This window comes from Nocardioides marmoraquaticus (assembly GCF_054777915.1).
Window position 1 is genome coordinate 197,285 of sequence record NZ_BAAHAA010000005.1, and the last position, 12,456, is coordinate 209,740.

Genomic DNA, 12,456 nt, shown 5'->3' on the forward strand with positions numbered 1-12,456 from the left:
GCGGCTAGGTGCGCAGGGCGTCCCAGCCGCGCCGCAGCAGCTTCTCCAGCAGCCGCGCGTTGACCCAGGCGGTGGCGGTCCACACCGCGACCCAGACCACCAGCACCGGCCACGACGGCTCCTGGTGGGCGGTGCCCGTCAGCAGCCCGACGGCGAGACCGGCGTAGAACGCGACCCACGTCGCCACCAGGCTGAGTGGCAGCGCGAGCACCACGAGGGCGGCCCACGCCGCCTGCGACTCGACGAGCTGGGTCAGAGCGGCGCACAGGGCGACGACCGCGACGTAGGTCTGCGCCGGCGCCGACAGACCGGGCGCGTCGTCGGTGGGCCGTGCCCCGGTCACCGCAGCACCCGTCCGCTCTCGGCGTACGCCGCCGCGCCCGCGCCTACCTGCGCCAGGGCGGCCTCGACCCGCCGCGCGGTGAAGTCGGCGCACAGCGTGCGGACCTCCTCGACGGTGCGGAAGGCGGCGTCGCGGATCTCACGCTCCTCGTGGACCACGGCGTCGAGAACCGACGGGTCGTGGGCGCCCCCGTCGAAGACCAGGCACACGGCGTCGTCCCAGCCGCTCCACGGCGGCAGCCAGTCGGTCAGCAGCAACGCTCCCGGGGAGAGGTCGAGGGCCAGCTCCTCGCGCACCTCGCGGGCCACCGCGAGGTGCGGCGACTCGCCCACCTCGACGACTCCGCCGGGCAGGTCGTGGTCGCGCTTGTAGGTCAGCTGGCACAGCAGCACCCGGTCGTCGTGGTCGCGCACCAGCAGCTGCGCGATGGCGCGCTTGCGCGGCAGGAACGAGTTCAGCAGGCGCCGGAACCCCTCCGGCTCCTCGACGGGGGTGTCGTCGACCAACCGGGCGTAGACGACGCGATCACCATCCCCGGCGCCCCCGGCGCCCCCGGCGGCCCCGGCGCCCCCGACGCCCCGGGCCACGCCCTCGCGCAGCAGCCCGGAGAAGGTCGCGACCCGCTGGGCGTCGCGGTCGTCGGGGTGCACGTGGGCCTCGACCCGGGTGGAGCCGTCGGCGAACGCGGCGGCGACCACCGCGCGCACGTCGGACGCGCCCGCGCCCGCCGGCCACGACAGGCGCACCACGCCCGCCGCGACGGGGATCAGCTCGACGGGCACGCGCCCCACCCTAGATCGCGCTCAGAGGGCCACGGCGAGCACGCCGGCCGCCACCGCCAGCGGCACCACGAGCAGCCCCTCGCGGAAGAACTCCCACGCCCCGACGCGCAGGCCGCGCCGTCGGCAGCTGCGCAACCACAGCAGGTTGGCCAGCGCGCCCCACGTGAGCAGCAGGGGAGCGACGTCGACGGAGACCAGCACGACCAGCAACCGGTCGCCGGCCTCGGCGACCGGCTCCATCAGCAGGTAGGCCGGCAGGTTGTTGACGACGTTGGCGAGCACCGAGGTCGTGCCGGCCAGGGCCGTGAGCTCGACGGCCGACTCGCCCGATCCGAGCACGCGCGCCAGCCACGGCTCCAGCACGGTGCCGACCGCGCCCATGACGACGAAGAGGACCGTCGCGAGCACCAGCACCGACCAGGGCACCAGGGCGAGCAGCCGCCGCGGGGCCACCGCAGCGGGGCGGCGCCACGCGAACCCCGCGACCAGCAGCAGCAGCGAGCCGGAAGCCGCCAGCCACGGGGCGACGCCCAGCAGCACGGCCGGTGCCAGCGCGACGACCGAGACGCCGGCGGTCGCGACCAGCACCCGGTCGTCGACGGGCCGGCCCTCGGGCACCTCGTAGCGCCCCCGCAGCGCCCGACGGTGGCGCAGCAGCAGCACCGCCATCACCACCACCAGCACCGCGAGCTGCGGCGCCCACGTGGCGCGCACGAAGTCGACGGCCCCGAGGTCGAGCCGCTCCAGGGCCAGCAGGTTGGTCAGGTTGCTGACCGGCAGCAGCAGCGAGGCCGTGCTGGCCAGCCACACCGAGGCGAAGGCGAAGGGCATCGCCTCGACCCCGAGCCGGTCGGCCAGCGTCAGCCCGATCGGCGCCAGCAGCACCGCGGTCGTGTCGATGCTGAGCAGGAACGTCGTGAGCGTCGCCAGCCCGCAGAACAGCACGAACAGCACGACGGTGCGCCCGTTCGCCAGCCGCGCCGTGGTGCCGGCGGCGGCGTCGAACAGGCCGGCGTCGTCGCTCAGGTCGGCGAGGAGCTGGATGAGCGCCAGGAACAGCAGGACCGGCCAGACCCGGTCACCGAGCGCCTCGAGCACTCGCTCAGCGTGGGCCGGAGGCGAGCCAGATCGAGCCGAGGGGAGGCACCCGCACCGAGGCGGCGGCGGGCTGCCCCTGGTGCTGCTCGCCGTCGCCCAGCGCGTGGGCGGTCACCGTGCCGAGGTTGCCGACGCCCGAGCCGCCGTACACCTCGGCGTCGGTGTTGACGACCTCGCTCCACTCACCGGCCCAGGGCAGGCCGATGCGGTAGGACTCCCGCGGCCCCCCGGAGAAGTTGGTGATGTTGACCAGCGCGCTGCCGTCGAGGCCCCACCGCACGAAGGCGACGGTGTTGCCGGCGGCGTCGTCGGCGTCGAGCCAGGTGAACCCGTCGGGGCTGGTGTCCAGCGACCACAGCGCCGCCGACGAGGCGTAGGTGGCGTTGAGGTCGGCGACCAGGCGTCGTACGCCCTCGTGGTCGCGGTCGGACAGCAGCCACCAGTCGAGCTCGCGCTGCTCGGCCCACTCCTGGTACTGGCCGAACTCCTGGCCCATGAACAACAGCTGCTTGCCGGGGTGCGCCCACATCCACGACAGGTAGGCGCGCAGGCCCGCCAGCTGCTGCCACCGGTCGCCGGGCATCTTGCGCAGCAGCGAGCCCTTGCCGTGCACGACCTCGTCGTGGCTGATCGGCAGCACGAAGTTCTCGGAGTAGGCGTAGACCATCGAGAACGTCGCCTCGTGGTGGTGGTAGCCGCGGTGGATGGGGTCGCGGGCGACGTACTGCAGCGAGTCGTGCATCCAGCCCATGTTCCACTTCAGGCCGAAGCCGAGGCCGTCGCTGCTGGTGGGCCGCGTGACGCCCGGCCAGGAGGTGGACTCCTCGGCGATGGTCACCGCGCCGGGGACGTTCTTGTAGACGGTGGCGTTGAGCTCCTGCAGGAACTGCACCGCCTCGAGGTTCTCGCGGCCGCCGTGCACGTTGGGCTGCCACTCGCCGTCGTTGCGCGAGTAGTCGAGGTAGAGCATCGAGGCCACGGCGTCGACCCGCAGGCCGTCGACGTGGAACTCCTGCAGCCAGTACAGGGCGTTGGCGACGAGGAAGTTGCGGATCTCGCGGCGCCCGAAGTTGAAGACGTAGGTGCCCCAGTCGGGGTGCTCGCCGCGGCTGGGGTTGGGGTCCTCGTAGAGCGGGGTGCCGTCGAAGCGGGCCAGCGCCCACTCGTCCTTGGGGAAGTGCGCGGGCACCCAGTCGACGATGACGCCGATGCCGGCCTGGTGCAGCGCGTCCACGAGCCGGCGGAAGCCGTCGGGGTCGCCGAAGCGCGACGTGGGCGCGTAGTAGGAGGTGACCTGGTAGCCCCAGGAGCCGCCGAACGGGTGCTCCATCACGGGCAGGAGCTCCACGTGGGTGAAGCCCATCTCGACGACGTACTCGACCAGGCTCTCGGCCAGGTCGTCGTAGGTGTAGGAGCCGCTGCCGGGGTGGTGGCGCCAGGAGCCGAGGTGGACCTCGTAGACCGACATCGGCTGCTGGTCGGGGCGCTCGACCTCGGCGCGGGCGGTCATCCACTCGTCGTCGCCCCAGGTGTGGTCGCTGCGGAAGGTGACCGAGGCGGTGTGCGGCGGCACCTCGGTGTGGAAGGCCATCGGGTCGGCCTTGTCGCGCCAGTGGCCGTCGGCCCCGCGGACGTGGAACTTGTAGGCCTCGCCCGACCCCACGCCGGGCACGAAGCACTCCCACACGCCGGAGGAGCCGGCCGGCGACATCGGGGCGCGCGAGCCGTCCCAGCCGTTGAAGCCACCCCGCACCTGGACCTCCTCGGCGGCGGGGGCCCAGACGCGGAAGACGGTGCCCCCGTCGACCACGTGGGCACCGAGCGCCTCCCACAGCCGCTCGTGGCGCCCCTCGTTGATCAGGTGCAGGTCGATCTCGCCGATCGGGTGGCTCATCAGGGTGTTCCTCCGGGATTTGCTGCGATGCGGCGTACCGCCGTCAGGGGGATGTCTACCCAACCAGGGCGGTTGCGTGCCTCGTAGCCCACCTCGTAGACGGCCTTGTCGGCCTCGTAGGCGTCGACGAGCGAGCGCTCGACCTCGCCGAGGTCGGCCGAGCCCGCGGACCTCTCCTGGGCCCGGCGGGCGAGGTAGCCCTCGAGGAAGGCCGCACGGGAGCGTGCGAGCCAGGCGTCGGCGACCGCCGGGTCCATCGCGCGCTCCTTGACCACCGAGCGGGCGGCGTAGTCGAAGGAGCGCAGCATGCCCGCGACGTCGCGCCACGGCGAGTCGGGCAGGCGCCGCTCCTCGAGCTCCTTGGCGGGCTCGCCCTCGAAGTCGACGATGCGCCAGACGGCGCCGCCCTCGGCCGCCTGCCGCAGCGTCTGGCCGAGGTGCAGGTCGCCGTGGACGCGCTGCACCTGCTGGGCGTCGAGGTCGGCCAGGGCGTCGAGCACGCGGTGCAGCCCGGCGGCGCTGGGTGCGAGGTCGGGGAGGCCGACCAGGGCGGCCTCGAGGCGGGTGCGCATGCGCGCGGCCACGGAGGCGCCCTCGACGGTGCCGGTGCCGAACTGCTCGCGCAGCGCGGCGTGCACGTCGGCGACCGCGACGCCCAGGGCGTGCGCGTCGTCGACGAAGCCGTCGGGCGACCCGGTGGCCGCGCTGGCCAGCGCCAGCTCCCAGCCGTCAGAGGCGCCGGGGAGGAACGTCTGGAGCATGGCGAGGTCGACCAGGTCGTCACCGGTGCCGGCCTGCGCCCAGCCGTGCAGCGGGGCGACGTACGGCGTGCCGGCGCGGGTGAGCGCGTCGTGCACCTCGATGTCGGGGTTGCGGCCCGGCGTCACCTTGCGGAAGAGCTTGAGCAGGACCTCGGTGCCGAAGCGCACCGAGGTGTTGCTCTGCTCGCCGGTGAGCACGGTGGCCGGCAGCCCGGGGTCGAGCACCGGGCCGACGGCCTCGGAGGGCTCGACCCGGTGGAACGACGCCCCGCCGACCGGCGTGGCACCGCCGGGCTCGGTGTCGGCGAAGAGCCGCAGGAACCGCGCCATGGCGTCGGCGTCGTGCACCGCGTCGTAGGTCCAGGCGCCCTCGTGGCGGCCCAGCAGCGAGCCGGTCAGGCCGGGCTGCTCCTCGCGGTGGTGCACCAGCGGCATCTGGTAGACCTCGGGCTCGCCACCGTCGTCGTACTGCACGGTGAGCAGCTCGAGCGTCACCAGCGCCGCACCGGCGCCCTCGCCCGGCAGCGTCGCGATGCGGTCGACGTCGACGACCTCGTGGCCGCGGCCCTTGCCGGCGAACCACCGCGAGCGGTCGAGGTAGGCCGTCATCTGCGGGTGCCTCACGCGGCGCCCCCCGCACGACGCACGGACAGCACGTGCGCCGGCTCGACGAACGGGTCGAGGTGCACGTAGTCGTGCTCGCCCCACTCCCAGACCTGGCCGGTGATCTCGTCGGTGACGGTGAACCGGTCGTGCCAGTCCATGCCCAGTGCGGGCATGTCGAGGTGCACCGTCGTGGTGTGGGCGGCGTACGGGTCGACGTTGAGCACCACGATCACCGTGTCCTGCTCCGGGCCCTCGCCCTCGGTCTTGCTGAAGACCAGCACCGCGTCGTCGTCGGCCGAGTGGATCGTGACGTTGCGCAGCCGCTGCAGGGCGGGGTGCGCCTCGCGGACCTCGTTGAGCCGGGTCAGGTACGGCGCCAGCGTCTCGCCGCGCTCGGCCGCGCCGTCCCAGTCACGGACCCTGAGCTGGAACTTCTCGGAGTCGAGGTAGTCCTCGGTGCCGGGCCGCAGCGCCACGTGCTCGTAGAGCTCGAAGCCGGCGTACACGCCCCAGCTCGGCGAGCTCGTGGCCGCGAGCGTCGCCCGGATCTTGTAGGCCGGCGGGCCGCCGTACTGCAGGAAGGCCGGGAGGATGTCGGGGGTGTTGACGAAGAAGTTGGGGCGCAGCACCTCGGAGGTCTCGTGCGAGACCTCGCGGAGGTACTCCGCGATCTCCCAGCGGGCGTTGCGCCAGGTGAAGTAGGTGTAGCTCTGGTGGAAGCCGACGGTCGCCAGGCCGCGCATCATCGGCGGCTTGGTGAAGGCCTCGGACAGGAACAGCACGTCGGGGTCGGTCGCCCGGACCCGGCCGAGCAGCCACTCCCAGAAGTCGACCGGCTTGGTGTGCGGGTTGTCGACGCGGAAGATCCGCACGCCTCGGTCCATCCAGAACCGCAGCACCCGCTCGCACTCGGCGTAGATGCCGTCGCGGTCGCGGTCGAAGTTGATCGGGTAGATGTCCTGGTACTTCTTGGGCGGGTTCTCGGCGTAGGCGATGGTGCCGTCGGAGCGCACGGTGAACCACTCGGGGTGCTCCTGCGCCCACGGGTGGTCGGGGGCGGCCTGCAGGGCGTAGTCGAGCGCGACCTCGAGGCCGAGGCGGCGGGCCTCGGCGACGAAGGCGTCGAAGTCGTCGAGGGTGCCGAGATCGGGGTGCACCGCGTCGTGGCCGCCGTGCCTGCTGCCGATCGCCCACGGCGAGCCCACGTCGTCGGGCGTGGGGGTCAGCGTGTTGTTGGCGCCCTTGCGGTTGACCTCGCCGATCGGGTGGATGGGCGGCAGGTAGATCACGTGGAAGCCCATGTCGGCCACGGCCCGCAGCCGTCGCAGCGCCGTGCGGAAGGTGCCGCTGACGGTCTTCCCGGTGGCCTCGTCGACGTGGGCGCCCTCGGAGCGCGGGAAGAACTCGTACCAGCTGGAGTAGAGCGCCCGCTCGCGGTCGGCGAAGAACGGGTAGGGGCCCTCGGTGGTCAGCAGCTCGCGCAGCGGGTGGGCGGCGAGCAGCTCGGCCAGCCGGGGGTCCTCGGCGGCGGCCAGGCGCACCTCGACCGGTCGCGCGGCGTCGGCGGTCGTGCTCAGGGTCGTCGTGAGCAGCTCGGTCTCGGCGGGGGAGAGGTCGTGGTCTGCCTCGACGCGCCTCAGCAGCAGCCCGAGCTCGGTGAACATCACCTCGACGTCGACCCCCGCGCGGATCTTGATCGGGCCGTCGTGCAGCCAGGTGCCGAGCGGGTCGCCCCACGCCTGCACCTCGAAGGTCCACGGCCCCACGGTGTCGGGACGCACGGTCGCGGCCATCCGCGAGACCTCGCCCTCGACCGGCGCCATCGTGACCGGGTCGCGCCGTACGCCGCTCGGGTCGGTGAGGACCACCTCGGCGCCGAGCTGGTCGTGCCCCTCGCGGAAGACCAGCGCGGTCACCTCGAAGCTCTCGCCCTCGGTGGCCTTGGCGGGGTTGCGGCCGTGCTCGACGACCGGGGTGACGTCCATGACGGGGATGCGTCCGACCATGCGTCCACTCAACCGGCCGCGGGCCCGCGACGCAAACGGGTGCCGCTAGACCAGGAGGCGGGTTCCGGACCGGTTTCCGACCGTTGTTGGATCGTTCCAAGGATTCTCGCCTACAGTCCCTCCCGTGCGAGCCATCCGTCGATTCACCGTCCGCCCGGTCCTGCCCGAGAAGCTCTCGGCCCTCTCCGACCTGGCCACCAACCTGCGCTGGTCGTGGAGCCCCGAGACGCAGGACGTCTTCGCCGCCCTCGACCCCGAGCTGTGGCGCTCCAGCGGGCACGACCCCGTCAAGACGCTCGGCGCCCTGCCGACCTCGCGGCTCGAGGAGCTGGCCAAGGACAAGGCCTTCGGCAAGCAGCTCGCCGCGGCGCACGCGGGGCTGCAGGACTACCTGACCTCCGACCGCTGGTTCCAGAAGCAGGTCGCCGGCACGAAGGGCAGGGGTGGCCGGGAGGGCCGCACCGACCTGCCGCGCGCGATCGCCTACTTCAGCTCCGAGTACGGCATCACCTCGGTGCTCCCGCAGTACTCCGGCGGCCTCGGCATCCTCGCCGGCGACCACCTCAAGACCGCCAGCGACCTCGGCATCCCGCTGATCGGCGTCGGCCTGCTCTACCAGATGGGCTACTTCCGCCAGTCGCTCTCGCGCGAGGGCTGGCAGCAGGAGAGCTACCCCGTGCTCGACCCCGACGGGCTGCCCATCACCGCGCTGCGCGAGGCCGACGGCACCCAGTGCGTGGTGCGCCTCGCCGTGCCCGGCGACCACGAGCTGGTCGCCCGCGTCTTCGTCGCGCAGGTCGGCCGCGTGCCGCTGCTGCTGCTCGACACCGACGTCGAGGACAACCCGCAGCACCTGCGCGAGGTCACCGACCGGCTCTACGGCGGCACCGCCGAGCACCGGCTGCGCCAGGAGCTGCTCCTCGGCATCGGCGGCGTGCGCGCGGTGCGGGCCTACTGCCGCATCACCGGCCACCCCGCCCCCGAGGTCTTCCACTGCAACGAGGGCCACGCCGGCTTCCTCGGCGTCGAGCGGATCCGCGAGCTCACGGTCACCGAGGCGGGCCCGCAGCTCGACTTCGACACCGCCCTCGCCGTCACCCGCGCCGGCACCGTCTTCACGACCCACACCCCGGTGCCGGCCGGCATCGACCGCTTCCCGCGCTCGCTGGTCGAGCAGTACTTCGGCCCGCAGAGCCCCGTGCCCGGCGTGCCCGTCGACCGGATCCTGGCGCTGGGCGCCGAGGACTACGCCGGTGGTGACGGCGGGGTCTTCAACATGGCCGTGATGGGATTCCGCCTCGCCCAGCGCGCCAACGGCGTCTCCGAGCTGCACGGCGAGGTCAGCCGCGGCATGTTCAACGGCCTGTGGCCCGCCTTCGACGAGGCCGAGGTGCCGATCAGCTCGATCACCAACGGCGTCCACGCCCCCACCTGGGTCGGCCGCGAGGTCTTCGAGCTCGCCGCGGCGCAGGGCGTCGACGTCGACGCCGCCGGCGACGAGCTGTGGGACGTCGTCGACCAGGTGCCCGGCAAGGACCTGTGGTCGACCAAGCGGGCGCTGCGCGCCAAGCTCATCGAGGACGCCCGGCGCCGGCTCCGCAAGTCGTGGGAGCAGCGGGGTGCCGCCCCGGCCGAGCTCGGCTGGATCGACTCCGCGCTCGACCCCGACGTGCTCACCATCGGCTTCGCGCGACGGGTGCCGTCGTACAAGCGGCTCACGCTGATGCTGCGCGACCCCGAGCGCCTCAAGCGCCTCCTGCTCGACCCCGAGCGCCCGGTGCAGCTCATCATCGCCGGCAAGAGCCACCCCGCCGACGACGGCGGCAAGCAGCTGATCCAGCAGATCGTGCGCTTCGCCGACGACCCGGAGGTGCGTCACCGGATCGCGTTCCTGCCCAACTACGACATCGCGATGGCCCAGCCGCTCTACCCCGGCTGCGACGTCTGGCTCAACAACCCGCTGCGCCCCTACGAGGCCTGCGGCACCTCCGGCATGAAGGCCGCGCTCAACGGCGGCCTCAACCTCTCCATCCTCGACGGCTGGTGGGACGAGTGGTACGACGGCAGCAACGGCTGGGCGATCCCGTCGGCCGACGACGGCAGCGGTGCCGGTGCCGAGCTCGACAACGGCCGGCGTGACGACATCGAGGCCGGCGCGCTCTACGACCTGCTCGAGAAGGACGTCACGCAGCGCTTCTACGACCTCGACGCCGACGGCCTGCCGGTGCGCTGGATCGAGATGGTGCGGCACACGCTGAAGTCGCTCGGCCCCAAGGTCCTCTCGACCCGGATGCTCAAGGACTACGTCGCGGAGCTCTACTCGCCGGCGGCCGTGGCCTCCCGGTCGATGAACGACTCCTACGACGGCGCCCGTGAGCTCGCCGCCTTCCGGTCGCGGGTCACCGACGGCTGGTCCGACGTCCGCGTCGAGCACGTCGAGAGCGAGGGCCTGCCCGACGTGCCCGAGATCGGGGTGGGCCTCGACGTCCACGCCTACGTCTCGCTCGGCGGGCTCGACCCCGCCGACGTCGTGGTCGAGGTCGTGCACGGCCGCGTCGGCGCCGACGACCGGCTCACCGACACCGGCGCGCAGGCGCTGTCGCTGGGGGAGACCTACGAGGGCGGTCGCCACCGCTTCGACGGCCACCTCACCCTCGACCGCGCCGGCGCCTTCGGCTACACCGTCCGCGTCCTCCCGGCCCACCCCGGCCTGGCCACCCCCGCAGAGCTCGGCCTCGTCGCCCTGGCCTGACCCCCCTGACCGGCACGGGTCGGCGGTGGTTGCTCCCGCCGACCCGTGCCTGTGACTCGGCTGCGGATTACCCGCCTGAGCGGGTAATCCGCAGCTCGATGTCAGGTCCGGGTCGCTCGCGACCCCTCGTGACGACCCAGACCTGACATCGAGATCACCAGGACTGCAGCCGACCGGGCTCGGCCGTCCACAGTCGCGGGTCGTGGTTGCGCCCGGCTCGGCCGTACGCCGCCACCAGCCGCGACGCCACCTCGTCCTCGTCCCCCGGCCCCTGCCCCACGACGACCACGTGCTCGAGGCCGAGCCGCGCCATCGCCTCGCGTCGCCGCTCGTCCCGACGGTGACGAGCAGCGCTGCGATGAGCAGCGCCGTCGTAGTCGGCGGCGACCCCGGCCTCCGGGTCGAGGAGGTCCGGCGACCCGACCGGTCGTCCGTCGGGACCCAGCACCATCCAGTTGCACCGTGGAGCCTGCAGCCCGGCGACCTCCGTCCAGACGTGCCGCAGCCACGTCTCGCGTGGGGAGAGGCTGCGGACGTCCGCCGCGCTCAGGGCGCCGGTCACGCGGGTCCTGCCGCACCGCGGGAGGTCGTGCCGGTCGAGCGCCCGCAGGCGCGCGAGGTCGACGACCCCGGCTGCGAGCGCCATGTCGACGGCCACCAGCGCAGCGACGTCGTCGGGCGCGCGGCTCAGCTCCCAGAGCAGCGCGGCGTACGGCTCGACGCACGGCACGCCGTGGACGACGACGACATCCGGGGCCCTCGCCGGCCGGACGACCCGCACCTGTGTCGCGGGGTGGAGCGTGCGTCCCGGCGGCAGCACGAGCGGCACGGGCAGGTCGGCGCCGCCGAGCCCGTGTCCGTCGAAGTACGCCGCGCCGTGCATCAGCAGGCTGGCCCAGCCCCCGACCGCGCCGCCGGGGGGCAGCCGCTGAGCCTGTTCGAGCACCCGTTGCTGCGGTCGGTGCCCGACCGTCGCCGGGACGCAGCGACCGGGCGACGTACGCCGGAAGCGAGGGCCGCGGGCCTGTCCCGGCGTGGGGCCTGTGACACCGGCCGGGTCGATCACGAGGGGAACCACCAGTCCGGCAGGGCGAGGGACGCGGGGGCGGAAGTGCTCGGGCATGGCGCACCCTCGCGCGGATCGCGGGTCCGTGGCCTCCGTCGGCGTGGGCTGTGGACAACTCGGTGTCAGGATCGGGCTGTGGACGCCCACTGTCGACGACCCGATCCTGACGACGAGCGGCGGATTACCCGCCTGAGCGGGTAATCCGTACGCTCGACCGCGTGATCGAGCTGAGGAGTCCTGCGGAGATCGAGCAGATGCGGCCGGCGGGACGGTTCGTCGCCGACGTCCTGCAGGCGCTGGTCGAGGCCGCCGACGTGGGGGTCAACCTGCTCGAGCTCGACGCGCTCGCGCACCGCATGATCACCGAGCGCGGGGCGGAGTCGTGCTACATCGACTACCACCCGTCGTTCGGGGCGATGCCGTTCGGCAAGGTGCTGTGCACCAGCGTCAACGACGCGGTGCTGCACGGCCTGCCGCACGACTACACCCTCCAGGACGGCGACCTGCTCAGCGTCGACTTCGCGGCGAGCGTCGACGGGTGGGTGGCCGACTCCGCCCGCAGCGTCGTCGTCGGCACCGCCGACCCGCGCGACCTGGCGCTGATCGACACCACCGAGCGGGCGCTGGCCGCGGCGATCGAGGTCGCCCGACCGGGGCAGCGGCTGGGCGACGTCGGGGCCGCGATCGGCGACGTGGCCCGGGCCGACGGCCTGTCGATCAACCTGCAGTTCGGCGGCCACGGGGTCGGCCGCACGATGCACGGCGAGCCGCACGTGCCGAACGACGGTCGCCCCAAGCGCGGCTTCAAGCTGCAGCCCGGTCTGGTGATCGCGATCGAGCCGTGGTTCCTGCAGACGACCGACGAGCTGCGCACCGACCCCGACGGCTGGACGCTGCGCAGCGCCGACGGCTCGCGGGGCGCGCACTCCGAGCACACCATCGCCATCACCGACGGCGACCCGGTGGTGCTGACCGCCCGCCCGTGACGCGCTAGGTGTAGTTCCTCGTGACGTTGTGAACGCGGTCGGCTGGGGTGAGGCCTCCGATGCCAGTGTGGGGTCGGTGGTGATTGTAGAAGTGGACCCAGTCGGCGTAGGTCGCTGATCGGGCCTGGTCGGACAGGTAGATCTGGGCGTAGGCCCACTCGC

The 12,456-nt window shown here is 73.2% G+C and carries 10 protein-coding genes; 2 read left to right on the forward strand and 8 right to left on the reverse strand.

The window, feature by feature from the left end; all coding sequences use genetic code 11:
• Window positions 1-4 precede the first annotated feature (4 nt).
• Genes ACYU8I_RS05925 through ACYU8I_RS05950 form a run of 6 tightly spaced genes read right to left on the reverse strand, consistent with a single transcriptional unit; the run spans window position 5 to window position 7,490 of the window.
• On the reverse strand, window positions 5-343 hold the full coding sequence (locus ACYU8I_RS05925) for a hypothetical protein (protein WP_460838475.1): 339 nt from the start codon (window positions 341-343) through the stop codon (window positions 5-7).
• Complete coding sequence (locus tag ACYU8I_RS05930) at window positions 340-1,125, reverse strand: NUDIX domain-containing protein (protein WP_460838477.1); 786 nt, start codon at window positions 1,123-1,125, stop codon at window positions 340-342. The genes ACYU8I_RS05925 and ACYU8I_RS05930 overlap by 4 nt, the downstream gene beginning before the upstream one ends.
• A gap of 21 nt (window positions 1,126-1,146) precedes the next feature.
• Window positions 1,147-2,223 (reverse strand): ArsB/NhaD family transporter, encoded by a 1,077-nt coding sequence (locus ACYU8I_RS05935; protein WP_460838479.1) that lies wholly within the window; start codon window positions 2,221-2,223, stop codon window positions 1,147-1,149.
• Between the two features lie 4 nt (window positions 2,224-2,227).
• Window positions 2,228-4,117, reverse strand: coding sequence for a 1,4-alpha-glucan branching protein GlgB (glgB, locus tag ACYU8I_RS05940; protein WP_460838482.1), 1,890 nt, complete (start codon window positions 4,115-4,117; stop codon window positions 2,228-2,230).
• Window positions 4,117-5,502 (reverse strand): maltokinase N-terminal cap-like domain-containing protein, encoded by a 1,386-nt coding sequence (locus tag ACYU8I_RS05945; protein WP_460838483.1) that lies wholly within the window; start codon window positions 5,500-5,502, stop codon window positions 4,117-4,119. The genes glgB and ACYU8I_RS05945 overlap by 1 nt, the downstream gene beginning before the upstream one ends.
• A complete protein-coding gene (locus ACYU8I_RS05950) occupies window positions 5,499-7,490 on the reverse strand; it encodes an alpha-1,4-glucan--maltose-1-phosphate maltosyltransferase (RefSeq protein ID WP_460838485.1) in 1,992 nt (663 codons plus the stop codon). The genes ACYU8I_RS05945 and ACYU8I_RS05950 overlap by 4 nt, the downstream gene beginning before the upstream one ends.
• Window positions 7,491-7,614: 124 nt before the next feature.
• On the opposite strand from ACYU8I_RS05950, the gene glgP reads away from it, so the two are divergent.
• The gene (glgP, locus tag ACYU8I_RS05955; RefSeq protein ID WP_460838487.1) at window positions 7,615-10,242 is read left to right on the forward strand and encodes an alpha-glucan family phosphorylase; all 2,628 of its coding nucleotides are present in this window, start codon (window positions 7,615-7,617) and stop codon (window positions 10,240-10,242) included.
• A gap of 154 nt (window positions 10,243-10,396) precedes the next feature.
• Here glgP and ACYU8I_RS05960 read toward each other — a convergent pair whose 3' ends face one another.
• A complete protein-coding gene (locus ACYU8I_RS05960) occupies window positions 10,397-11,188 on the reverse strand; it encodes a hypothetical protein (protein ID WP_460838489.1) in 792 nt (263 codons plus the stop codon).
• Window positions 11,189-11,526: 338 nt separating this feature from the next.
• Here ACYU8I_RS05960 and map point away from each other — a divergent pair, with 338 nt between their 5' ends.
• On the forward strand, window positions 11,527-12,294 hold the full coding sequence (map, locus tag ACYU8I_RS05965; RefSeq protein WP_460838490.1) for a type I methionyl aminopeptidase: 768 nt from the start codon (window positions 11,527-11,529) through the stop codon (window positions 12,292-12,294).
• A gap of 4 nt (window positions 12,295-12,298) precedes the next feature.
• Here the strand turns inward: map and ACYU8I_RS05970 are convergent.
• Window positions 12,299-12,456 (reverse strand): integrase core domain-containing protein (locus ACYU8I_RS05970; RefSeq protein ID WP_460838503.1); only part of this gene is annotated, 158 nt, incomplete at its 5' end.